A 24,054-nucleotide genomic window follows, 5' to 3' on the forward strand; every position below is an offset into this window, starting at 1 on the left:
GAACGCTTGTTGTCTACAACAAGATCCGGCTCAGGCCTTTTTATATACGGCAATATATTCTTCCTAACCTTCCAGCGCCTGCTTCAGCTCATCCGGGGATTTCTCCCACCATTCCTCGTTATGGGATACGAGCAGATCCTTCAGCAGCTTCTTCTCCTCCGCTCCCAGCTCATCCAGCATGAATTTGCGCTTCAGCGCGGCATCCATCCGGTTGACGTGGTCCGCGAGGATTTTCCAGCCGCGGCGTTCTTCCTCATCGATCCACATTTCGCTGGCCGTTGCCCCGCCATAAAATTGGCCTTCGGCATCACGGTCAACCGCCACCCATACGATCCACACCTGGCGTCCGTTCGGTACGTCTTCACGGTTTGCGGAAAAACGGATCCGGCGCTCCGGCTTGCTTTTGGCATGCATCGCACCGATATCGATCGTGGCTTCGCCGCGGTCAATGATGACCGGCGAAATATTGTTGAGGTCGATCGAGCCTGCGCCAAAGCCCATTTTATGCTTGCTCTTGCCGCTGACAATGTTCAGGGCGATTTGTTTTTTTCCGATTTGCTGCTCGTTGTTCTCCATACGCTCGTGTTCCTCCTATTAGAAAACGTCTATCCTGCTTATCCCCGCCACCAAGGAATGCTTGGCAGCAGTTGGATCGGCCGAATAGGCATTCTGCTTTTGATAACACCATGCAACTTAATTTTATTTTAACTAATAATCGCTGGAAAGCCAACATATACATGCTTTAGATGCTTGTCAACGGGAGGTATTCGTATATGGCTCCAGTACGCGCCAAAATCATCATTTCTTCGATCATCGCTCTTTGTCTCCTGCTCGCGGGAACAGGGTGGCTCATCTTCAGGGATACACCGGAATCTCAGGCTTCCTACGCTCCAAATCAGGCCAAGCCTCCCAAGGTCACCTCTCCGATCGTCCAGCAGGAAACCGTACAACAGCCAACGGCGGAAATTCTAAGCCATCGGGTCGCGGATTATCACATCGATACGACGCTTGATCCGGATAACCGTGTTATTAAGGGAACCCAGACCATGACCTGGACCCATCCCGGCAAAAAAACGGTGAACGAGCTGTATTTTCATCTGTATCCCAACGCCTTCTCCTCCATGGACTCCACCTTCATAAAGGAATCCGGGGGCAAGCTCCGGAATGATACGATGCCGTCTGACGGCTTCGGCTCCATGACCATCACCGACATGAAAACGTCCGAAGGCCTGTCGCTGATGCACCGCATTCAATACGTACAGCCCGACGACGGCAACGTGAAGGACAAGACGCTCGCGAAGGTGCGGCTGCCAAAGCCCGTCAAGGGCGGGGAAAGCATTACGCTCACCATCGAATTTGAGGTCAAGCTGCCCAAAATATTCGCCCGGATGGGTACCGCCGACGATTTCGTTATGGCCGGGCAGTGGTTTCCCAAAATCAGCGTCTACGAGCCCGCAGGCGTCAGAGGGCGGAAGACCGAAGGCTGGAACCTGCATCAATATCACGGCAATTCCGAGTTTTATGCCGACTTTGGTACCTACAGCGTCCGCATTCATGTCCCGTCGAACTACATTGTCGCCGGCACCGGCATCATGCAGTCTGCCCAGGTCCGAAACAAGGAGAAGATTTATCAGTTCTATGCGGATGACGTGCATGACTTTGCCTGGTCCGCTTCCCCGCATTTCATTGTGGCCGAGGAGCCCTTCGCCTCCGACGAGGTGCCGGGCGTCCGGATCAAGCTATATCTCGATCCTGCCCACAAAGACCTGAAGGAAAGATATTTCTTTGCCGCCAAAGCTGCGCTCAAGTATTTCAGCAAGTGGTACGGCTCTTACCCTTATTCTACTTTGTCCATTGTCGTTCCGCCTGAATCAGGCAACGGCGCGGGCGGGATGGAGTACCCAACGCTGGTCACGGCCTTTGGCGCCAAGGATGATTCACCCGGCTATGACCTCGAGCGGACCGTTATTCATGAGATCGGACACCAATATTTTTACGGCATGGTGGCCAGCAATGAATTCGAAGAGGCCTGGCTTGATGAAGGCTTCACTTCCTATGCCGAGGATAAGCTCATGGAGCAGGAATATGGCGTCATCCCGAATTTACCGGTCCAAGCCTCCCTTATCTCCTCGCCCATGAGTTTAACGCAGGAAGCATGGAAATACGGCACCCAGGATCAGTACGCCCTTAACGTCTATTACCGGGGCAAGCTGCTGCTGAAAGGAATGGAACAGCAGGTCGGCTCCCCAACGATGAGTAAAATCATGAGCACCTATGCAAAAAAATACCGGTTCAAGCATCCGACCACAGCCGACTTTCAAAAGGTCGTCGAGCAGGTCACTCACAAGTCCTGGCAGACCTTCTTCGATCAGTACGTCTATGGCAGCCAGATGGCCGATTTCGCAGTCGATTCGATCTCCGTTCACAAAAAAGGCGGCGGCGAGGCACCCGTGTACGAATCCACCGTCAAAATATCGAAAAAAGGCGGGGACTTCCCCGAAGTTCCGGTATTGTTCACCTTTACGGACGGTCACACGCTGAACAAGGTCTGGAACGGGACCGGAGACAGTGCCGAGTTCAAGCTGGACTACAGCGCACCGCTCGCCTGGGCGATGGTCGACCCCAATTACTCGATTGTGATAGAGAACAAGCATATCAACAACTACTTGAAGGCGGATATGGACAAGAAGGTGCTGATCCGCTGGAACTTAAGCATCACCAAGCTGATTGAGACTCTGCTTGGAAGTCTGTCCTGGTGAGGTGAGAACAGGTGAAAACCCATATTGCTAGTGGCTGGAAAAGTCTTAAGAACCAATTTTATATCGTCATCATTCTCTTTTTGTACCAGCTGATCTGGGGATATTTTCTGTACCGCCTGGTCCATTCAGCCGTCACGCCGCTCTTGATGCGTTATCCCGACCCGCCGCCGAATGAGCTGAGCCAGCTGCTGTTTTACTTCGAAGGCAAAATGAGCCTATCCACAAGCGGAACGGTTCATACCTACATCTGGATTTTGCTTGCCATGTTCGTGCTGCGCATGCTGCTGACCCCATTCATCCATGCAGGGATATTCTACGGCCTGCACCGCGAACGGGAAGGCGAAGTCGGCCTGTTCTTCTTCCAGGGCATGAAGCGCCACGGAAAAGTCGTGTTTCTCTTTCATCTGGCGGAATGGATGCTTATCGCGATACCGGCCTACTGGATCATCCCCAAACTGTATAAGCTCCTCCTGAACGGCACGCAGCTGCAAACACTGGCCCTGCAGGTGCTGCCCTATGCCGCTGCTTGGCTGCTGTATGCCTACATCGTCCATCAGTTTGTTCTGTTCATGCAGTTCGGTAAAACCGGCGGTACCGGTTTCCTGGCCCCGTTATGGCATTGCCTTCGCCGTGCCCTTCCCCTGATCGGCATATCGCTTGTGCTGGGTACGGCCGCTTTGCTTCTGTTCAGCCTTTGCACTGGTGTCTCGCTGATATGGGCTGGCATTCTCGCTCTCATTCTCCAGCAGGGCTATCATTTCATCAGCTGCGTCATGAGAATCTGGGGCATTTCCGCCAAGTATGATCTGTGGCAGCATCATGCTTTCAAGCATGCTGAAAAATAAATTTCGTAAAAGTTAATTTTTTGTCATCACTTCAATCGCCTGATAGAAGAAAAACCCCACCCTTTCATCACAAAAGGGTAGGGTTTTTTTTAGTTTGAAGTGCTTGATCTATTTGCCAAAGCATTGAACCTCTGGTACAATAATCCGAGTACGAACTTAGTAACAACTTTGTAATTATTACTGTAACTATTCCAAAATGTGCTGTAACGAATTTTCAAGCGACAATAACCGAATGATACGATACCATGCCGTCAGTCCACTTTCAGGTGCTTGAATCAAGGCCGAATTCCTTGGCACCAGGAAGCGGGGGAACCACTTTGGGTGAATTGATCTCGTAACAGAGGGATCATAGGGGACGACCTTCTACCGAATCCTTAAGCTAACCTCGCAGGCAACCGGAAGGGGTTTATTTTTTTGAAAAAGAAGTTTGCAGCAGCCGCACTTGGAATCACGCTCATGTTCTCCATGGGAACCAGCGTATTCGCGGATTCATCTCTGAATAACGTAGTTCATAAAACGATTGGTGTTACCTATAAAACCGGCGGAACCACCACAAACGGGTTCGATTGCTCCGGATTTACGCAATATGTATTCAAGAAGCTGGGGGTTTCCATTCCACGCCAATCCAGCGCCCAGTTTAGAACAGGCACTACCGTCTCCAAAAGCAATTTGAGAGCCGGAGATCTGGTATTCTTCAATACGACCGGCGCGGGCGTTTCCCATGTCGGGATCTACCTTGGAAATGGAAATTTCGCACATTCGTCTTCATCTAAAGGCGTTACGGTCAGTAAGCTCAGCAACAGCTATTTCGCCAACCGCTACATTGGCGCCAAACGAATCATGAGTACCGCTAAATATAAAGCAGCCGTTTACAACTAAAACTCACTCATAAACACGACTTCATATAACTCGAAATATGACTTAAAGCTACTCGCCCGCGCTGAGGATTTTTGCCGAAATCCCTTCGCGGGTTTCTTATTACTTATTAGACGGTTGAAACGATGAAAAAGTAACAACTTTTTATAAATAAATTAAAATAAATTTGATAATTCCACATCCTGCTTAAGCCTCTTTTACCCATCCCCTCAACAAATAAACATCTTTTCCTATAAAATGCTCAAAAAAATGCCTTATTTCTAAAAAAATTGATTATTTTTTAGTTGATATGGGATAGAAACAATTGCCAAAATGAAATTCCTTTGCTACAATAGTCCCAGTGAGTTAGTAACAACTTTGTAATCTTTGCTGGACCGTTGAAGTAAGTAACGTTTCCTGATGTATATAGTGTAGAGAATCTAATGCCGAATTTCCTCACACTAGGGAAGCGGGGGAACCATTATGGGTGAATTGATCTTGCAACAGAGGGATCATAGGGGACCTTCTACCGAATCCTTAAGCTAACCTCGCAGGCACCGGAAGGGGTATATTGGTTTTGAAAAAGAAGCTAGCAGCAGCAGTCATGAGTTTTGCCATCGTATTTACCGTTGGAGCCGGAAGCGCTTTCGCGGATTCCAAAATGGACAAAGTCATCGATGACGTCATTGGAACAAAGTATGTAACTGGTGGAACGACGGCGAACGGATTCGACTGCTCCGGATTCACCATGTATGTCTACAAGCATCTGGGCATCAGTTTGCCGCATCAATCCGGATCCCAGTTCAGCATGGGTTCTTCCGTATCCCGCAGCGACTTAAGAGCAGGAGACCTGGTATTCTTCAATACCTCCGGCTCCGGGGTTTCCCATGTCGGAATCTATGTCGGCGACGGAAAGTTCGCGCACGCCTCTACTTCCCGTGGAGTTGTTGTCAGTTCGCTTAGCGAAAGCTACTACGTCAACCGCTACGTTGGCGCCAAACGAATCATGAGTACGGATACTTACAAATCCGCCGCCGTTGATTCCGAAGACAATGATGACGTGCAGTAATGCCTAACCGCATCTGCCTGATTTGTAAGAGAGCCCGTTCTTTGAGATTTTTGCCGAAATCTCAAACAGCGGGTTTTTTTATGGGCATTCATGCTGTATGTAATTACCATATTCCCGCCCATATTATTTGTTACCCTTCATGCCGGCAAATAAACACCATGTAACGGGAAAATTCGGAATAATTTTTCAATAATGTTCAAATCTTAAATAGCAGCGCTGTCTCTAGGAAAGGGGCTACGCCATGAATGATTTCAAAGATGCTTTAACGGTGGTTCCCATGAGCCGCGCACAGGCCGAAGCCTGCTGCAGCTGGGTCTATGCTTCCCCTTACGACCGTATTTACGGATGGCTTCCCTTCAGTCAGATGGAGGCGCTGGGGATTGAGCTCGGCGATTCCGACGTGAGACAGCAGCAGTATGTGTCTGTCCTGGACGCTGAAGGCGCCCTGTGCGGCTTTGCGCAGCTCTTCCCCATGGTTAACGCCGTGAGGCTCGGAATCGGTATGAGGCCTGATTTATGCGGCCAGGGACTGGGTAAAAGCTTTGTACATGCGGTCGTTCACGCAGCCAAGGAACGCTATCCGGATCTGCCGATCGATTTGGAGGTGCAGGACTGGAACGAACGGGCCATCCGAACTTACCTGAAGGCGGGTTTCGTCGTCACCGATACGTATGACAAGCATACGCCCGAAGGCATTGGCCGCTTCCACTGCATGACCTATGAAGGCGACTGATGAAACGTCAATGATAAATGGTACAAAATTGTGTATATTTAGTGGACTCCCCCGGCTTTCGTTTGCTTTTTTGTCACAAACTATTTGATGTACCGGCTTGTTCCGTTATAATGAAGAAATGAAGAACTGCAGTTTACATAGAAAGGACGAAAACAGATGCAAAAATGGATCATGAGCGGTGTCGTAGCGATCGCATGCGTATTTGCCATTGTGCTCATGTTTAATCTGCCTGGCAAAGAACAAGTAGCTGAACAAGAAAAACCAACCATGCCTGAAGTGACGATGGATGCCGCAGCCGCTGAGGCTACCATCAAAGCGCAAAGCTGCATCAGCTGTCACGGTGACCAGCTGCAGGGCGGTGTTGGACCTAACCTGCAAAAAATCGGTTCCCAGCTCTCCGCCGAAGAAATCTATACAATCGTTACGAAAGGCAAAGGCGGCATGCCTTCATTCAAAGACAAGCTGAAGAGTGAAGAAATCGCCAACGTTGCCCAGTGGCTTGCAGCCAAAAAATAACGGTTTCCCCGATACGGGAATAGAAAAACACGCTTCGAGATCAGGACTTCAAAGTCATGACCGAAGCGTGTTTTTTGATGGCGTTGAAATGGGGCATGAAGCTATCGTTTTTCGCCCGAGCGCATCTTCTCGAACAGTTCATTGAACTGATGCGCTTCCTTAATATCCAGGGCCGTGATGCCTCCGTCGTCCCAGGAGGTCAGGCGCAGCGTTACGTTCTTATAGTCGATCGAGATAAAAGGATGATGATCGAAAGCCTCGGATATCGCCGCAACCTCATCGACAAACGATATCCCCTTCATGAAATTGGAAAAAATGAATTTGCGCACGATCCAGCGTCCCTCTTCGAGCTCCCAGCCCTCGAGCTTCGCCAAATGCGCTTCAACTTCTTCCTGCGTATAAACCATGTTTATTTCCTCCCTGAAACCAAGCATCCTGATGGCCTTAGAGCCCAAAGGATGCGCGTCTTTGCCTGGCTTTTACATGAACTTTTTCCCATTGTATTCCGGTCACTGAATATTTATGAATATGGCCGTCCTCAGGGCCAAACACTTGTTATATCTTAACATGCCAGGCATTCAAAAATCCATTCGGCCCATGGACTAGATGAGTGGGACTACAGTCAGTTCCTCGTCCCCGATAAGCAGATTGATCCGGTGATGATCCTTATCGTACATCACGACCCCGCATCCCACTTCGATGACAGGCTCGGTGCCCAGTCCGTAAAAAAGGTCCTCCGCCAGCGCCTCATGCACTTCCCGCTTCTCTTCAGGGCCCAGTTCCTGCCACTCGGCGGCTTCCATCTCAAAGAACAGATAGCTGTCCGGGATTTCCCCCACCGCATCCGTCAGGTCTTTCAAAATTTCGTCATATTTGCGCCCATGTTTTACTCCCATGGAATTTCCCTCCGCCTCGTCACATTTCGCTTTGCACTCTGTAAAACGTCAATCACGCGCCGTCTTTTACGGCTGAACGTCCCTGATGCGGGACTTTTTTTATCCAAGTAGTCCGTTCCGTATAGGGTGGAAGCTTGATGAACTGGCCGATTCGACCAATCCATGATAGGACTGCTGAACCCCCCGGTTTCATTATACCGGAAAAACCCCCTAAAAAAAAAAGAGAATCCTGACGATAAAGTATATAATACGTTTCTTGGTGCGACACACCATTTTGCAAGGACGCAAACTTGGTGCACGAAAGGATTCAATTCTATTTCTCATGGATGAGGTGCGCAATGGAAATTTCAACACTTATAGGCCTAATACTAGGCTTGGTTGCGGTCTTTGTCGGTATGATACTCAAAGGGGCCCCTTTGATATCACTCCTTACCCCTGCCGCTTATGTCATCATTCTCGGGGGAACGGCCGCCACATTGTTTATTGGTTTTCCGATGTCAGAGCTTAAAAAATTCCCGAAATTGCTGAAAATGGTGTTCGTAAAGCAGCAGCTGCTCGAGCGCCGCACGCTGATCACGATGTTCATGGAGTGGGCCTCCATTACCCGCCGTGAAGGACTTTTGGCTCTTGAAACCAAAGTCGAAGAAATCGATGACGACTTCCTCCGCAACGGAATGCGGATGATCATCGACGGCAACGATCAGGACTTTGTACGCGATGTATTAATGGAGGATATTGCTGCCACGGAGGAACGGCACCGCGCAGGTGCGCTGCTCTTTTCCCAGGCTGGTATGTACGCTCCGTCTCTCGGGGTACTCGGGGCCGTTGTCGGTCTGATCGCCGCCTTGACCAAGATGGAGAACATGGGCGAGCTCGCGCACGCCATCGGTGCGGCATTTATCGCGACACTGCTCGGTATCTTCACCGGCTACGTGCTGTGGCATCCGATTTCCAACAAGCTGAAACGTTTGTCCAAAAAAGAGATGGAGCTCAAGCTCATGATGATCGAAGGACTTCTGTCCATTCAATCCGGCGTCTCTACGATTGCAATCAGCCAAAAGCTTTCTGTATTCCTAACCCCTTCCGAGCGCGCTCAAATGAATGAGAAGGAGGCTGACGCAGGTGAGCAAAAAGACTAAACATGAACCGCATGAGGAGCACGCGGACGAATCCTGGCTGCTCCCTTACGCCGACCTTTTGACCCTGCTGCTGGCCCTGTTCATTGTTATGTACGCCATGAGCGCCACGGATAACAAGAAGTTCGAAGAGATGAGCAAAGCCTTTAATACAGCGCTCAGTACGGGTACCGGCGTTCTCAGCTTCAACTCGGCCATGCCTTCAGACAAGAACCTGGATAAAGGCAAGAAAAACTCCGAAGAAAACGTCGTCAGTAACGCCGATAAGCAAAAACAAAAATCCCAGCTGGCCAAACAGGAACAGGAAGACCTGGAGAAGCTCAAAAAGCAGCTGGATCAATATATTAAAAATAACGGGCTGACTACGCTGCTCAATACGAAGCTGAATCAATCCCAGCTGACGATTACAATCAGCGACAACGCACTCTTCGCATCGGGCAGCGCTGTCGTGAAGCCGGAATCCAGGCAGCTCGCGCTGGCGATCAGCAACATGCTGCAGCAATTTCCAACCTACAATGTCGTCGTATCCGGCCATACGGATAACATGCCGATTTCCAACAGTGAATATGCTTCGAACTGGGACTTAAGCTCCGACCGGGCGCTTCACTTCATGAAGATTCTGCTGCTAAATCCGAAGCTGGACCCTTCGAAGTTCACGTCGACGGCATTCGGCGAATTCCACCCCGTTGCGACGAACGCTACGGATGCCGGGCGCGCAAAAAACCGGCGGGTTGAGGTATCCATTCTCCGTAAATACACGAGTGACACCCAAGAGACATCGGTTACGGGCAAATAAAGCACTTCTCCATAATAAAAGCTGTATTAACCGTTATGTACGGTTAATACAGCTTTTAATCATTTTGCGGGAAGCTGCCGGAAGTATCACACGTCTACTCCAGCGTATATTGAAGTAGGCTGCCGAGCTCCTCTTTCTCCGCGTCGGTCAAATCACGCCATTTCCCCTTTGGCAGGGAGCCGAGATGGATGTTCATGATGCGGATCCGCTGAAGCCTCCTTACGCTGTAGCCGAAGGCACTGCACATGCGGCGGATCTGCCGGTTCTTCCCTTCTGTCAAAATAATTTTGAAGACCCGTTCCGAAATCCGCGTGACCGTGCATGGTAGCGTCATTTCGCCGAGAATTTTCACGCCGCCGGCCATCCCGGTCAAGAATGACGTCGTAACCGGCTTGTCCACCGTCACGATATATTCCTTCTCATGCTTCCCTTCAGCGCGCAGAATCTTATTCACCACGTCTCCGTCGCTAGTCAGAAGAATCAGCCCTTCAGAATCCTTATCCAATCGGCCGATCGGAAATACCCGCTCGGTATGACCCACAAAATCCACGATATTCCCCTTGATATGCTGTTCCGTCGTGCTCGTAATGCCCACGGGCTTGTTTAGGGCGATATAGACATAGCTCTTCTTTTTCGGATTCAGGGGCTGGCCGTTAATCAGGACCTCATCCCCTTCTTCCGCCTGGCTGCCCAGGACCGCTGTCTCGCCGTTGATCGTCACTTTACCGCTCACGACCAGCTTATCGGCTTCACGACGGGAGCAAAACCCGGTTTCGCTAATAAATTTGTTAATCCGCACTGGGTTCTTCCCCCTTATCCTCTATGTCTGCTTCTTGGGCCAATGGCAGAACGATGTCAACCCGGGTGCCCTGACCCGGCTTGCTGAATATTTCCATCATCCCCTTATGTCCCTCAATAATACCTTGACTGATCATGAGTCCAAGCCCGGTTCCGTTTTCCTTGCTCGTAAAGAACGGCTCGCCCAGCTTCGGCATCATATCACTCGGAATGCCAATACCTTGGTCGGTAATCGTGATGCCGATCTCCTCTCGGCTTAACCGGAACAGCTCGATGGTAATAATGCCTCCGCTTTCCATGGCTTCGATGGCATTTTTAATAATATTGATGAATACCTGCTTCATCTGGTTCTCTTCGCAATGCACCTTGTAATCTTCCGGCTCAAATTCAAATTTGAATTCGATGCCAAACAAATGAGCCTGGCTGTTCAATAAAGAAACGACATCGCTCAGAATATTCCGAATGCTTTTGACCTGAAACTGAATCGCCTGCGGCTTGGCCAAAATAAGAAACTCGCTGACGATCAGATTGATCCGGTCGAGCTCTGACAGCATGATTTCATTATGCAGCGGCGACAGGCGGTTATTCTCGCGCTGCAGCTGCAGGAACCCGCGCAGCGTCGTCAGCGGATTCCGTATCTCATGTGCCACGCCGGCGGCAAGCTGGCCAACCGTCGTGAGCTTCTCCGACCGCCGGAGCAGCTCATCCATTTTATTGCGCTCGGTCATATCCCGGGACACGCTGATGAAGGAGAGAATATTGCCATCCTCGTCCCTTACCGGAGCCGTGCTGATACTCACTTCGACCAGCGAGCCGTCCTTTTTCAGGCGAAGGGTCTCTGTGGGCGGCAGCTGCTCACCATTGCGGAGTGCAATCAGCTTCCTGGACTCTTCCTCCTGGAGGAAATCCGGAACGATATTAAGCGGCTTGCCGAGAACTTCATTGCCCGTCCACCCATACAAATCCTCAAACGCCTTGTTCACCTGAATAACCCGCCCGGACCAGTCCACCGTATGAATAGCGTCTGCCGTCTGCTGGATAATCGATTCCAGGTGATCCTTTACGGATTTATTCTCTTCAACAGCTTGCTTCAGCTGATTCGTATAATCGCTAAGGCTTCTCGTCATCGCATTGATTTTGGAAGACAGCAAACCGAACTCATCCTTGCTGTTCAAGGCGAGCGGCGTATCAAAACGCCCTTCCGATACATCCTTGACTTTGATCAGCATGGATTCGATCGGACGAATAATGTAGCCTGCCAAGACGTAGCACACCATGATGACGATGATCAGCAGCACGGCTGAAATGGCAATATAGTTCATCAGCTGTTCATTCAGCACCTGTGAAATCGTCTTGTAGTCCATGACGATGCTGATGATATACACCGATTGATCCGACTTGAACATCGGAATGAAACTTTTGAGCACCTTCACGCCATGAACCTTGGTGGCAAATACCACATTGGCCCCCGTCTTAACTGCTTGAGAGACAGCCTGCTTGTCCCTTGCCAAGTCTCCATAGGTATACGTGCCGTATTGGATGGGGCGGTTCAGCAGTTTATTATTGTTACTATCATAGCCGTTCTCCGTCATTCCGCTGTTGCCAAACGTCTGCGGGTTGATACAGGCGATCTCCAAAATTTGCGGATTCACCTGCTTCGTTTTTTCGAGAACAGCTTCCGGACTGACCATTTTGGCATACTGGTTCACCGCATCGCTTCTTATAAAAGGGTCGATCATATAATTGCGTTTACCATCATAATAGTAACCCCATTTATCGATAAAACCGGGGTTGGAGGTCGAGTATTCAAACGGACCTGTCCAGAATTTATCCATATACATGCCTTTGGAAACCGTGACCCGCTCCATGTTGAATAGCTGTTTAAATGCAGTAAACCAATAACCCCAATCCTGGGTGGACATCCCCAGCTCCTTGGGATCGGAAGACTTGAGAACAACGACGTCATCCCTTGTTCGCACCAGTATGGATATATCAGTTACGCCGACTTCCTTGCTCAGCCTAATGAGCTCCTTGTTGTCGATATCATGGTAATCCTCAGGCAATTCCTTGGCTGCGAGGATCGCCGCCATTCTGAGCATCTCCCCGATCTGGCGCTGGACATAGTCCGAGCTGTACTGGCTCTGTTCGACGGAGGCGGCAACTTGCCGGGCAGCCACGAGCATCTTACTCTCGCTGTCCCTTTTCAGATTGGCTTGTGTCGTGTAAAAACTAAGAAGTATGTATAGTAGCAATATCAACAACAGGGAGCCAGACATGATCAGAGTTAGTTTATTTTTTATGGACAAAGGACCACCTCTTGGCTAAAAAAGCTATACCATCAATTAAAAATACACCTTTCATCATAACCCCAAACCCTCTGGTTGAAAAGACTGCGAAAAAAATACAAATCGCTTCATTATGGCCCATATTAGGCGTAAAACCAGTCTTGGATATAAATTGAGCGAAAGAAGCCTTTCCGGCTTGCTGAAAACGAATAAATTCTATAATCTTAAGAAGGAACTTATGCACTTTATGCACATATTCACATTTTATTAGGCTTAAAATGTGGATAAATCTGTGCGTAACAAAAAAGTTATCCACATTTATATGCACAGCATGTTAACAATCGAATATTTGTTCGCTGAATAAATCGTTTTTGGAGAATAGGAGGATTTTCAAATTGGATGAACATCTGAATCATCCTGTCGCCCGGGATAAAACTGTGGATAAATCTGTGCATGAACGGTGGATGAAAGAAGCCATCGCGGAGGCGAAACGGGCTGAAGACATAGGCGAGGTACCGATTGGAGCCGTAATTGTCCGTGGAGATGAAATTATTGGCCGCGGGTACAATTTGCGGGAAACGACGCAGGATGCAACCGCTCACGCGGAAATCGTCGCCATTCGGGAAGCCAGCCAGCAAATCGGCGCGTGGCGGCTGCTGGACTGCCGGCTTTATGTGACGCTTGAACCCTGCCCTATGTGCGCCGGTGCCATCGTCCAATCCCGCATTCCGCAGGTCATATACGGTACCCATGATCCCAAAGCCGGCTGCGCAGGCACACTTATGAATTTGCTGCAGGAATCGCGCTTCAATCATCAAACCGAGGTCATCCAAGACGTGCTGCAGGAAGAGTGCTCCACCATGCTGACGCAATTCTTTCGTAAGCTGCGCGGGAAATCTTAACGACGATCCATAGAAATCCAAAAAAACAGCCTGGGCGGGATTTACCCGTCCAGGCTGTTTGCATGCGTATTTTGAGCTAATGATTAGTAAGAAGCTGCGCCCATTTCTTTTTCAAGCTGCTCCATCGTAATAATGTCGCTTTCTTTTGGAATGCCGATTTTAAAGGTTTGTTTATCGTTTATTTTGCTGTACTGATTGGTCACTTCCATCGAAAGCTTCACATTGTCCTTCGTTTCCGGATCGTTCATTTCCACGTTCGCGATCGCATCCTGATAGGAAGGGAAGTCCTTCTTGTCGATGGCCGTATTCACAGTAAACTGGTTAATGGTCAAATAGTTTTTCAGGTCGTTCAGGTTTTTGCTGAGTTTATCACCATTGTTCGAATTGAGTTCGCTCTTAGCTTTGTCGATCTCTTCCTTCGTGAGACCCAGCATGTCGCGATATTCATCCTTGCTGACGATATCCAGCAGCTTAGGGGCTACCTTATTCACGAAAATTTCAGCGGCTTCCTTGACGTTCTCATTGGTTACATAGAACTGCACGACCTGCTTGGCATCCACGCCATCTGGCAGGTTAGCATCCTTCACCTTGATGTCCTTGAAATATTTATTTCCGTCATACTCGCCGTACAATGTATTCATGATTTCGTTGGAAAGCTGCTGTGTCTTTTTGGTATCCATGGAATCCGGATTGAATTTCGTACCTTCCTGCTCCGCCAGCTCCTTCAGATCCAGTACGAGGTATTTGTTGACCGCGTCTTCCGGAATCATCTGCAGCAGTGGAATGCTTGGAATTTTAACGTACAGTTTCTCTTTGGTCATGACCATCGGAATGTTGAAGCTCATGGACATGTCGCCCTTAAGATTAATCCCCATGGTAAGCTCAGTTTGCATCGGTTCGCTTTGATATACCCCATCAATAGTCAATTCCGCGTTATTGAGCATGCTCATCACCTGTCCGGTAGCCGCCGCTGTATCGGTATCCTGGCTGGTTACCTTCAGGTCTTTGATGACCACCTTGCTTTTCATTTCATAGGAGGTCATTTTCATCGCATTCCCCGTGGCGCTCTTCATCGCGTCTTTCGGATCCTGCTTGCTTGTGCATCCTGCAAGGACCACCGTCATGGACATGAGCAGTGTAAGAATCAGGATTGCAAACTTCTTGTTCATCAATTTCTCTCTCCTCTCGGTTCTCTGTAGCCATAGCACACCTATTCATCATAAACGATTTAAACCTGAACTGAAACAGGTTTTGGAAATAATATGTTTGAAAATTAGTTAATTTCCTTTTTTTCCTGCGATGTGAGCTCACATGTGGTTATACGGAAGGCTGCACCTCCAGGTTGCAAATTTCGCTAAACTGCATCTTCTTATGTGTTTTGCATAACCTATGAGCCTTATGAACCCCAACAAAAAAGCACCCCGGCAGCTGCCGGAGCGCTTTATTCATTTTCCAGTTTTGAGAGGTGCGCAGAAACTAGCCCTCTTTATTCAAATGATCCACATGATTCCGGTTTTTCACCTTTTTCGAGCCGGACAAAGGCTCCTGCATGGTACTGCCTTCGTTTCCCCGGTGATGCTGGCGCTGCTCAGCGCGCTGTGCTTCCGCTACGGGAACGGCTTTTGGTTTGCTCATCGGTATTCACCCCATCTTGGATTTAAGAATGCGGATGTGTCAGGTCCGTTGGCTTGTGATGATTCCGGGCGTCTTCATGGCGGCGGTCATTCTCATCCTGCTGGATTTGCTGGGCATGGTGACCGTTCACCGGCGCTTCATTCAGCTCATCCACGACATTGCTCAAGTTTTTATCCAATCCGGGCTTGGCCTTGGTCATCTTCTTCCCTCATTTCCCTCTCAAGAATGATGCGTCACATCATGGAGCGCCTGAGCGCATTCGTGAATCTGGCGGCTGTAACCCTGAGCCATGTCCTGAATGATTTCCGTCCGTTCATCGACGGTACGTCCTTCACGCTCCACATCCACCAGATCAACTTTGACCTCACGCGTGTCCATGTACGAACATTGAAAGTCAAAAGAATACATCTGGCGGCCTGCGGTATCGATATGGATCCGGAGGGCATTGGGGTTCGCCTCGTCGGCAAGGACCTGCGCGGAATCGGACGGATCCAGGTTCTTCGGCAGCTGGGATTGCCAGGCATGGACCAATTGATCTTGGTTCAAATCGAAATCCTTGTTCATGTTCATCACACCTCCCCTGCACTTTAATGTGCGAAGAAGCATGCGGAATTATTCGCTGCTGAAGATCTCTTTAAACATAAAAAAAGAAGCCTTCCTTTTCAAGAATGACTTCTGTCGTTGTAAATTCTGGCGGAGAGGATGGGATTCGAACCCATGTGGAGTTGCCCCCTAACGGTTTTCAAGACCGCCCCGTTATGACCGCTTCGGTACCTCTCCAGGTGGTAAAAAATTTAAAATTACATAAGGCGTAACAAAAATATCTTACCACAAATGATTCTGATGATCAAGGCTTATTTGTTCTTCGGCTGAATAACCTTCACGTTGCCCATATAAGGCTGCAGAACCTCCGGCACCAGAACGCTGCCGTCTGCCTGTTGGTAGTTCTCCAAAATCGCTGCCACAGTCCGGCCGACAGCCAGCGCAGAGCCGTTCAGCGTATGCACGAATTCAGGCTTGGCTTTCGGCTCCGGACGGAAACGAATATTGGCCCGGCGCGCCTGAAAGTCCTCCGTATTCGAGCAAGAAGAGATTTCGCGGTACATTCCGCTCTCGGGCAGCCACACTTCAAGATCATACGTTTTGGCGGCTGAGAAGCCCATATCTCCCGTGCAGAGCTGCATCACCCGATAAGGCAGCTTCAGAAGCTGCAGGACACGCTCGGCATTAGCCGTCATTTTCTCCAGCTCTTCATAGGATGTCTCCGGCGAGACGAGCTTTACCAGCTCCACTTTGTTGAATTGATGCTGACGAATCAAGCCGCGGGTATCGCGTCCGGCCGATCCGGCTTCGGAACGGAAGCAGGAACTGTACGCCACAAAATGCTTCGGCAAATCCTCCGTCGACAAAATTTCATCGCGATAGTAATTCGTGACAGGCACCTCAGCGGTAGGGATCAGATAATAATCCGTGTCGCGGATTTTGAACAGATCCTCTTCAAATTTCGGCAGCTGTCCCGTTCCCCGCAGGCTATCGCCATTGACGATGTATGGGGGAAGCATTTCTTCATAGCCATGCTCGCTGCTGTGCAGGTCCATCATGAAGTTGATCAAGGCCCGCTCCAGGCGTGCGCCGAGACCTTTGTAGAAGGTGAAGCGCGATCCCGTTACTTTGGCAGCCGCTTCAAAATCAAGAATATCCAAACCTTGCGCGACATCCCAATGCGCTTTCGGCTCAAATTCGAATGTCGTAGGCTCAGCCCAGCGGCGAACCTCCACATTGTCTTCTTCGGAAGCCCCGATCGGAACCGATTCATTCGGCATATTCGGGACAGACATCATCATTTCGGAAATAGACGCCTCCAGCCCACGCACTTCCTCGTCCATCGCTTTAATCCGGTCGGACACCTCGCGCATCTCAAGAATAAGCTCCTCGGCGTCTTCCTTGTTCTTCTTACGTTTGGCCACCTCGCCCGACACGACGTTGCGGCGGTTCTTCAACGCCTCGCTTTCCTGCAGCAGCTCTCTGCGGCGCGAATCCAGCTCAGGAAAGCCTGCGATCAAATCCAGTGATTTGTTCCGGTTTTTCAGTGCTTGCTCTACCTTGGCAAAATCGCTCCGTAATATTTTCACATCCAACATTGGACAATCCTCCTAAAAATCTTGCATGTTTCTTTGCTTCGTACTTCATACAAGCTGATATCTTCAAAAAAAGAACCCCGACCCCTGTGGAAATGGCTCAGCCTGCCGCCTCCCGCAACGGAAAGCCGCAAGCTGATCATTCCCCTATCTAAAGCTTACCCTATTGGGAGCCTCTAGATATCATCAAAAGGGTCAAGGTGTCTGTCATGTTATATATCGGCGAAGCAGCAAGGATTTATGACGCCTGACTGGCTTTTACCATATCCACGAAATACTGATGGAGCCGGTAATCATCGGTCAGTTCCGGGTGGAACGAAGACGCCAGCAAATGCCCTTGTCTTGCCGCTACAATCTCTCCGTTGTAGGAGGATAGTACGTCCACCTGATCTCCGACGCTGCGGATGAGCGGTGCACGGATAAATACGGCGCGAATGGGCTCGTCAATTCCCTTTACATCCAGATCGGCCTCAAAGCTCTCCCGCTGGCGTCCAAACGCATTGCGTGCCACAGTGATGTCCATCAGCTCCAAATGGGCATCTTCTTGGCCTTCAATCGTCTTCGCGAGCACGATCAGACCTGCACATGTACCAAAAACAGGCTTGCCTGCCGCAGAAAATTCACGGATGGCGTCCATAAAATCATATTTCCGCATCAGCTTGCCGATCGTCGTGCTTTCGCCGCCGGGAATAATCAGGCCCTGTATGTCCTGAAGCTCTTCCTTTTTCTTAATGGCGATTCCCTCGGCTCCGGCCAGCTCGATGCTGCGTATATGCTCTGCTACGGCACCCTGAAGTGCCAAAACCCCGATTTTCATATGTCTTTAGCCTTCTCTCTCTTACCAGCCGCGATCCGACATCCGTTCAGACGGACTCAGCTTCGAAATCTCGATGCCTTTCATCGGAGCACCCAGGTTTTTGGATACTTCGGCAATCAGCTTGTAATCTTGGTAATGAGTCGTGGCTTCAACGATAGCGCGGGCAAATTTCTCCGGATTGTCGGATTTGAAAATACCGGAGCCTACGAACACGCCGTCTGCTCCCAAATGCATCATCAGCGCTGCGTCAGCCGGAGTGGCTACGCCGCCTGCAGCGAAGTTTACGACCGGCAGCTTGCCATCCTCATGTACGCCCAGCAGCAGATCATAGGCAACGCCCAGATTCTTCGCTTCTGCGTAGAGCTCATCCTTCGACATGCTCTGTACCTTGCGGATTTGGCTGTTGATGAAGCGCATATGACGGACAGCCTCTACGATATTGCCTGTTCCGGGCTCGCCTTTGGTACGGATCATCGACGCGCCTTCGCCGATCCGGCGCAGCGCTTCGCCAAGATCCTTGGCGCCGCAGACGAAAGGAACGGTGAAGTCCCATTTGTCGATATGGAATACTTCATCCGCCGGAGTCAAAACTTCGCTCTCATCGAGGTAATCGACGCCGAGCGATTCCAGCACCTTCGCTTCAACAAAATGTCCGATCCGCGCTTTCGCCATGACCGGAATGGATACGACCTTCATCACTTCTTCGACAATTGTCGGATCCGCCATACGGGCTACGCCGCCGGCTGCACGAATATCGGATGGTACGCGCTCCAAAGCCATGACGGCCGTTGCTCCAGCCGCCTCAGCGATTTTTGCCTGCTCGGCATTCATGACGTCCATAATGACGCCGCCCTTTTGCATTTCTGCCATGCCTCTTTTGACTCTCGAAGTTCCCGTTTCCATGTCTACGCCTCCCGAAATGTATATCATGTCATCTGTTATCCGTCTCCACAGAAGGCGAATACAGCTCCACATTCAAACCATGCACTCAAAATCCATATGAAGAAAACCATTTAGCGGTTTTTCACCGAAATTAATCTGCTTTGCAGCGGTTCATTGCTTCAACCCTTGGAGAGTGGTTTACCTTGGCTTCAGGATTTACCGCCAATTTAGAAAAGGTTCTTGATTCCCTTGAACAAATCGCTGAACATTTCTCCGATGGCACGGAAGAACAAGCGGAACCAGCCGCCTTTCTCCACTTCCTCGGAAGTAACCAGATTGACTGTTTTGGTCTGCGCCTTGTCGATGCCGTCGGCTTTGTAAGTGTAGGTAATCGTTCCGACCTTGGTGCCTTTTTTGATCGGCGCTACCATCCCGTCGGCTGAATCCAGTTTGGTTGTGAATTTGACGCCTTTGATCTCTGCGCCTTTAGGCACGACGAAGCTGACATCCCCATCAGTCACGACGCCGACTTTTTTCTCGACGCCTTTTTTGACTGGAACGGTATCCAGGCCTTCCACTTTAGATTTGCCTGCAACAGCCTGCTTGATTTCAAAGTTGTCGAAGCCGTAATCAAGAAGCTTCTTGGTTTCCGTGAAACGGTGAGCCTCGGAGTCTGCCCCCATGACAACGCCAATTAAGCGCACGCCATTACGGACTGCTGTCGAAGTGAAGCAGTTGCCCGCATTTTGCGTATGGCCTGTTTTCAAACCATCCAACCCTGGGTAAGCATAGGCCTTGAAGTTCTGAATATTCTTATTGCTTTCCAACATCCAGTTATAGTTGATGATTGGAGCTTTATCCCGCTCGCGGAATTTATAAGATTGGATCGAGGTATATTTGGCATAATCCGGATGGTCGGTGACGATATGCTTGCCCAGAATGGCCGCATCCATTGCCGACATGACGTCTTCCTTATCGGTATCCGGCCGGAAATCTTTCGGCATGTCAGCTCGGTCAAGACCTGTCGCATTAATAAAATAGGCCGTTTTCATACCCATTTCCTGAGCGGTCTTGTTCATCAGCTTTACAAACTCCTGCTCAGTTCCCGATACCTTCTCGGCCAGTGCAACCGTGGCGTCGTTTGCGGAACCGACAGCCATCGCTATGTACAGTTCCTCTACGGTATGTACGTCTCCTTCAGCCAGAAAAATACGCGAGCCGATCGTTTCCTCGGAGTTTTTGCCTACGGTGACCTTGTCCGTCCATTTCAGTTTCCCCTGTTTGACCTGTTCGGCAACGATGTACTCGGTCATCATTTTGGTCATACTTGCCGGAGGAAGAGGCTCATCCGCATTCATGGCATAGAGAATCTGACCCGTTGTCGGCTCGATCAATACCGCGGACTTCAAGTTCAGTTCAGGCTTTTGAATGCTACTTGCAGTGCTTGCCGCGGTGCTGGTTGCAGCAGTGCTTGCCGGAGCAGCGAATACCATGGCCGCTGGCAGGGCGGATAGACAAAGCATATTCAATAGCATAACCGAAGCTATGCTCTTTTTAACGAGATGACGTTTGTGTTCTTGTTGTCCCGCCTTCCGGCTTGGACGTTTCCAATGCTTACTCAATGAATGTATAACTCCCCTCTAGCCTACTTAATTCTTACTTGTTCTATTCTATCACAGGGAATTAAGCAAAAAAAGACAGACAGGGCGAAATTCGACCTGTCTGTACAAGAAGATGTTGGTTTTATTCAAACATCCTTCTTTTTTATACCGAATAGTTCGGCGCTTCCTTCGTGATTTGTACGTCGTGCGGATGGCTCTCACGCAAACCTGCACCCGTAATGCGTACAAACTGGGTATCCTCGCGAAGCTCTTCCAGCGTCTTCGTTCCGCAATATCCCATGCCGGAGCGAAGTCCGCCGATCAATTGATGAATCGTGTCGGCCAAAGGACCTTTGTAAGCGACGCGGCCTTCAATGCCTTCCGGCACGAGCTTCTTGTCGTCATCCTGGAAGTAACGGTCCTTGCTGCCCTGTTTCATGGCTGCCATGGAGCCCATGCCGCGATAGACCTTGTAACGGCGTCCTTGATAAATCTCGGACTCGCCAGGGCTTTCTTCCGTTCCTGCAAACATGCTGCCGAGCATGACGGCATGTCCGCCTGCGGCGAGAGCTTTCGTAATTTCACCGGAGTACTTGATACCTCCGTCAGCGATCAGTGGAATGCCGTATTCGCGAGCCACTTTGGCACAGTCATAGATGGCCGTGATTTGCGGTACGCCGATACCGGCAATGACGCGCGTCGTGCAGATGGAGCCGGGTCCGATCCCGACTTTCACGACCGAAGCGCCGGCTTCGATCAGATCGCGAGTCGCTTCTCCTGTCGCAACGTTACCGGCGATGATGGTCAATTCAGGATACAGGCTCCGCAGATTGCGAACCGCATCCAGAATGTTAATATGATGCCCGTGAGCGGAGTCCACGACGATAACGTCAACGCCGGCTTTCACCAAGGCTTCCGCCCGGTCAAAACCGTCTTTGGAGATGCCGATAGCCGCGCCGACAACCAGGCGTCCTTGGGCATCTTTTGCCGCGTTCGGGAATTGAATCGCTTTTTCGATATCCTTAATGGTAATGAGGCCTTTCAGCACATTGCTGTCATCGACCAACGGAAGCTTTTCGATTTTATGCTTTTGCAAAAGAATCTCCGCTTCCTGCAGGGTTGTACCAACCGGAGCCGTAACCAGATTTTCGTGAGTCATGACTTCTTTGATTTGAATGTCGTAGTCATGTACAAAACGCAAATCGCGGTTCGTCAGAATGCCCACCAGCTTATGCTGCTCGTCCACGATCGGAACGCCGGAAATGCGGAACTTAGCCATGACTTGCTCTGCATCGGCAACAAGGTGGTCAGGTGTCAAGGAGAATGGATTCGTAATAACGCCGCTTTCCGAGCGTTTCACACGATCTACTTCTTCAGCCTGCTGTTCTACGGACATGTTCTTATGAATAATGCCGATTCCGCCCTCACGAGCAATCGCGATCGCCATTGCGGATTCGGTCACGGTATCCATACCGGCACTGATGAGTGGAATGTTAAGCTTAACATGCTTGCTTAATCTTGTGGACACGTCCACTTCCTTCGGCAGTACCTCAGATTTGCGCGGCACCAGCAATACATCGTCAAAAGTAAATCCTTCTTTACTGAATTTGTCTTCCCACACCTCGGAATTTCCCCCTCATTTATCATGTATTGTATTCGTCAAAACCCTTGTACAACAAGGCTTGAAAATCATTTTCTGAAAATATATTATTGCCATCTTAGCAAAGGCCCCGTGAGGCTGTCAAGGAATAGAGACTGGTAAAAAGATCAGAACATGCCGTTGTCTCACAGGTGCAAATACATGTCCACTGGTACAAGACAACACTCAAAAAAAAGACATCCCTTGGTGGGATGTCCAAATTCCGTTAAATTCATGCATTCGCAGATTACTTTTCAGGATTTGACTGTGTTGCGGTTACCTGAGCCATATACTCCTCCATCGTCGGAGCCTTCTTGGCTTCTTCCGGGAGCTTAATCGTCTGCGGTTCATCATACTTGCTGTAACCCATATTCATCGTCATGTCCATTTGCATTGCCGGCGTTTGCCCTGCTGCTGGCATCGAGTATGACATATTCATATCTGCTTTAAAAATCCGGTGCGTCGCATCGTCGATCCAGTATACGATGTTGGCGGCTACGCCCATATTTTCAATCGCTGCCTTCCCATCGCTTGGCAGAGAACTCATCATGTCTCCCATACCGGTCAAGCTTTGCGTATCATTCAGAAGTCCTTGGAGAGAAGGGATTTTACCGTACAATGCCACCTTACTGTAGGCCTTACCATCGATGGTTTCCTTGCCCAGATCGCGGTAAATAAAGTATTTCTGGTTCAAGCTGCTGAGCTGGGTTGCATTTTCTTTTTGCATTTTCATGAGCTGGTCAAAGGATGGCATTCCCTTGGTCATGTTGATCCATTGCTTTTTCCCCGTCCCCATATCCGGACTTTGCGCAAAAGTACCTTCCGGCACCATGTAGGTCAAGGACTCCATGTCGCCGGACCCCAAAAAATCCTTCATCGTCATTTTCTCCAGCATGCCCTGCTTATCGTCCAGTTGAACCTGGCCCTCAGCTTTCAGGGTTAAAGCCATGGAACCCTCGTCTGCCTTACTTGAATCCACAGTGGAACTGCCCAGACTATTTTCGTTACTCTTGTCAATCCCGTTGAAGCTCATCCGGATTTGCATGCCAACCGTAGATTCATAGGAGTGAACATTGGCCATTTCCTTCTGCACGGCATCCATCAGATCAACCGCCGTCTGGTCATTCCGCAGAACCTTCGCCAGGGAAGCCTGTACATCCGAAGCGCTCAAGACCGGCTGGGACTGCCAATCAATGCCGAACTCGGATTGTAAGCGTTTGATACTTTCCTCATCTTTAAAGCCTAAAATGCGACCAAGCACGATGGAGGCGTCTTTGCCTGTAATCGGCTCATTCGTACGGATACTTCCATCCGGGAAACCTTTCAGAATTTTGCGTTCCAGCATGGCGCTCACCGAATTCTTGTAAGGCGAATCCGCCAAAACATCCTTCGGCAGGCTGACAGCTGAGCTGGATGTAATATTTAAATCGCTTGTAACCTGATTGAGAAAATCCCCCCGCGAGATCCCCTGCGTGGACTCCGCCGCATAAGCAGGCAGGGAAATCGCCATGGCCAATGCGCCCGTTAGGAACGCCGACGCCAGTCTTTTCTTGCTCATCTTCATATGTACTTACCCCTCTCTCCTAAAATATCAGGAATAAATAGTATAAAATGAAAGTTAACATAGGAATCATCTTCACTTAATAAACAATTCAGATCGGAAGATGATAGACCAACCTTATTCCAAATTATACATATATATGTAAGTATACCATGAATAACATCCCTGATATAAAAAAATTCAGGAAAACA

At 49.7% G+C, this 24,054-nt stretch carries 24 protein-coding genes, 1 tRNA gene and 2 riboswitches; of the genes, 9 read left to right on the forward strand and 16 right to left on the reverse strand.

The genetic code is table 11. From position 1 onward, the window contains the following. Positions 1 to 63: 63 nt before the first annotated feature. A complete protein-coding gene (locus tag PCH05_RS25010; RefSeq protein WP_127607071.1) occupies positions 64 to 576 on the reverse strand; it encodes a YwhD family protein in 513 nt (170 codons plus the stop codon). A 197-nt stretch (positions 577 to 773) separates the two neighbouring features. Here PCH05_RS25010 and PCH05_RS25015 point away from each other — a divergent pair, with 197 nt between their 5' ends. The 6 genes from PCH05_RS25015 to PCH05_RS25040 all read left to right on the forward strand — a co-directional run bounded on the left by PCH05_RS25015 (position 774) and on the right by PCH05_RS25040 (position 6,777). Next, positions 774 to 2,759: a M1 family metallopeptidase gene (locus PCH05_RS25015; RefSeq protein ID WP_127607073.1), complete on the forward strand. Its 1,986-nt coding sequence runs from the start codon at positions 774 to 776 to the stop codon at positions 2,757 to 2,759. A gap of 11 nt (positions 2,760 to 2,770) precedes the next feature. Next, the gene (locus PCH05_RS25020; RefSeq protein WP_127607075.1) at positions 2,771 to 3,604 is read left to right on the forward strand and encodes a hypothetical protein; all 834 of its coding nucleotides are present in this window, start codon (positions 2,771 to 2,773) and stop codon (positions 3,602 to 3,604) included. Between the two features lie 269 nt (positions 3,605 to 3,873). Beyond that, positions 3,874 to 4,013: riboswitch (cyclic di-AMP (ydaO/yuaA leader) on the forward strand. Positions 4,014 to 4,018: 5 nt separating this feature from the next. Further along, positions 4,019 to 4,483 carry a C40 family peptidase gene (locus PCH05_RS25025; protein WP_127607077.1) on the forward strand — a complete coding sequence of 155 codons (465 nt, stop codon included), beginning with the start codon at positions 4,019 to 4,021 and terminating at the stop codon, positions 4,481 to 4,483. Between the two features lie 410 nt (positions 4,484 to 4,893). Continuing rightward, positions 4,894 to 5,031: riboswitch (cyclic di-AMP (ydaO/yuaA leader) on the forward strand. Between the two features lie 5 nt (positions 5,032 to 5,036). After that, entirely contained in the window at positions 5,037 to 5,528 is a 492-nt protein-coding gene (locus tag PCH05_RS25030; RefSeq protein ID WP_127607079.1) for a C40 family peptidase, read from the forward strand. A gap of 241 nt (positions 5,529 to 5,769) precedes the next feature. Beyond that, positions 5,770 to 6,261 (forward strand): GNAT family N-acetyltransferase, encoded by a 492-nt coding sequence (locus PCH05_RS25035; protein WP_127607081.1) that lies wholly within the window; start codon positions 5,770 to 5,772, stop codon positions 6,259 to 6,261. Between the two features lie 156 nt (positions 6,262 to 6,417). After that, positions 6,418 to 6,777, forward strand: coding sequence for a c-type cytochrome (locus tag PCH05_RS25040; protein ID WP_127607083.1), 360 nt, complete (start codon positions 6,418 to 6,420; stop codon positions 6,775 to 6,777). A gap of 101 nt (positions 6,778 to 6,878) precedes the next feature. Here the strand turns inward: PCH05_RS25040 and PCH05_RS25045 are convergent, their stop codons facing one another. Further along, positions 6,879 to 7,184, reverse strand: a complete 306-nt coding sequence (locus PCH05_RS25045; RefSeq protein ID WP_127607085.1) for a 4a-hydroxytetrahydrobiopterin dehydratase — start codon at positions 7,182 to 7,184, stop codon at positions 6,879 to 6,881. A 195-nt stretch (positions 7,185 to 7,379) separates the two neighbouring features. After that, positions 7,380 to 7,673: a hypothetical protein gene (locus tag PCH05_RS25050; protein ID WP_127607087.1), complete on the reverse strand. Its 294-nt coding sequence runs from the start codon at positions 7,671 to 7,673 to the stop codon at positions 7,380 to 7,382. A gap of 338 nt (positions 7,674 to 8,011) precedes the next feature. Between PCH05_RS25050 and motA the strand changes: the two genes are divergently transcribed. Together motA and motB are read left to right on the forward strand one after the other, a co-directional pair. Continuing rightward, positions 8,012 to 8,812, forward strand: a complete 801-nt coding sequence (gene motA / locus PCH05_RS25055; protein WP_127607089.1) for a flagellar motor stator protein MotA — start codon at positions 8,012 to 8,014, stop codon at positions 8,810 to 8,812. Then, the gene (gene motB / locus PCH05_RS25060) at positions 8,796 to 9,605 is read left to right on the forward strand and encodes a flagellar motor protein MotB (RefSeq protein ID WP_127607091.1); all 810 of its coding nucleotides are present in this window, start codon (positions 8,796 to 8,798) and stop codon (positions 9,603 to 9,605) included. The genes motA and motB overlap by 17 nt, the downstream gene beginning before the upstream one ends. Before the next feature lie 94 nt (positions 9,606 to 9,699). Here motB and rluF read toward each other — a convergent pair whose 3' ends face one another. Continuing rightward, entirely contained in the window at positions 9,700 to 10,404 is a 705-nt protein-coding gene (rluF, locus tag PCH05_RS25065) for a 23S rRNA pseudouridine(2604) synthase RluF (RefSeq protein WP_127607094.1), read from the reverse strand. Further along, positions 10,394 to 12,586, reverse strand: a complete 2,193-nt coding sequence (locus PCH05_RS25070; RefSeq protein WP_307719586.1) for an ATP-binding protein — start codon at positions 12,584 to 12,586, stop codon at positions 10,394 to 10,396. The genes rluF and PCH05_RS25070 overlap by 11 nt, the downstream gene beginning before the upstream one ends. Positions 12,587 to 13,083: 497 nt before the next feature. Between PCH05_RS25070 and tadA the strand changes: the two genes are divergently transcribed. Further along, positions 13,084 to 13,590, forward strand: coding sequence for a tRNA adenosine(34) deaminase TadA (tadA, locus tag PCH05_RS25075; protein WP_371860585.1), 507 nt, complete (start codon positions 13,084 to 13,086; stop codon positions 13,588 to 13,590). A gap of 83 nt (positions 13,591 to 13,673) precedes the next feature. Here tadA and PCH05_RS25080 read toward each other — a convergent pair whose 3' ends face one another. From PCH05_RS25080 to PCH05_RS25125, 11 genes are all read right to left on the reverse strand, one after another. Then, a complete protein-coding gene (locus tag PCH05_RS25080; RefSeq protein WP_127607098.1) occupies positions 13,674 to 14,759 on the reverse strand; it encodes a hypothetical protein in 1,086 nt (361 codons plus the stop codon). 307 nt (positions 14,760 to 15,066) lie between these two features. Further along, a complete protein-coding gene (locus tag PCH05_RS25085) occupies positions 15,067 to 15,225 on the reverse strand; it encodes a small acid-soluble spore protein P (protein ID WP_127607100.1) in 159 nt (52 codons plus the stop codon). A 22-nt stretch (positions 15,226 to 15,247) separates the two neighbouring features. After that, a complete protein-coding gene (locus PCH05_RS27445) occupies positions 15,248 to 15,424 on the reverse strand; it encodes a hypothetical protein (protein WP_164766795.1) in 177 nt (58 codons plus the stop codon). Positions 15,425 to 15,444: 20 nt separating this feature from the next. Then, positions 15,445 to 15,789 carry a hypothetical protein gene (locus tag PCH05_RS25090; RefSeq protein ID WP_174806303.1) on the reverse strand — a complete coding sequence of 115 codons (345 nt, stop codon included), beginning with the start codon at positions 15,787 to 15,789 and terminating at the stop codon, positions 15,445 to 15,447. 127 nt (positions 15,790 to 15,916) lie between these two features. Then, positions 15,917 to 16,005: transfer RNA gene (locus tag PCH05_RS25095), tRNA-Ser, on the reverse strand. A gap of 74 nt (positions 16,006 to 16,079) precedes the next feature. Next, positions 16,080 to 17,366 (reverse strand): serine--tRNA ligase, encoded by a 1,287-nt coding sequence (serS, locus tag PCH05_RS25100; RefSeq protein ID WP_127607104.1) that lies wholly within the window; start codon positions 17,364 to 17,366, stop codon positions 16,080 to 16,082. A 235-nt stretch (positions 17,367 to 17,601) separates the two neighbouring features. Next, positions 17,602 to 18,180: a pyridoxal 5'-phosphate synthase glutaminase subunit PdxT gene (gene pdxT / locus PCH05_RS25105; protein ID WP_127607106.1), complete on the reverse strand. Its 579-nt coding sequence runs from the start codon at positions 18,178 to 18,180 to the stop codon at positions 17,602 to 17,604. 21 nt (positions 18,181 to 18,201) lie between these two features. Beyond that, a complete protein-coding gene (gene pdxS / locus PCH05_RS25110; RefSeq protein WP_127607108.1) occupies positions 18,202 to 19,083 on the reverse strand; it encodes a pyridoxal 5'-phosphate synthase lyase subunit PdxS in 882 nt (293 codons plus the stop codon). 206 nt (positions 19,084 to 19,289) lie between these two features. Beyond that, on the reverse strand, positions 19,290 to 20,597 hold the full coding sequence (locus PCH05_RS25115) for a D-alanyl-D-alanine carboxypeptidase family protein (protein WP_127607118.1): 1,308 nt from the start codon (positions 20,595 to 20,597) through the stop codon (positions 19,290 to 19,292). 229 nt (positions 20,598 to 20,826) lie between these two features. Further along, the gene (gene guaB, locus PCH05_RS25120) at positions 20,827 to 22,284 is read right to left on the reverse strand and encodes an IMP dehydrogenase (RefSeq protein ID WP_127607110.1); all 1,458 of its coding nucleotides are present in this window, start codon (positions 22,282 to 22,284) and stop codon (positions 20,827 to 20,829) included. A 265-nt stretch (positions 22,285 to 22,549) separates the two neighbouring features. After that, complete coding sequence (locus PCH05_RS25125; RefSeq protein WP_127607112.1) at positions 22,550 to 23,866, reverse strand: S-layer homology domain-containing protein; 1,317 nt, start codon at positions 23,864 to 23,866, stop codon at positions 22,550 to 22,552. Positions 23,867 to 24,054: the final 188 nt, after the last annotated feature.

Source organism: Paenibacillus chibensis, from assembly GCF_004001045.1.
Taxonomy (GTDB): domain Bacteria; phylum Bacillota; class Bacilli; order Paenibacillales; family Paenibacillaceae; genus Paenibacillus_AQ; species Paenibacillus_AQ chibensis.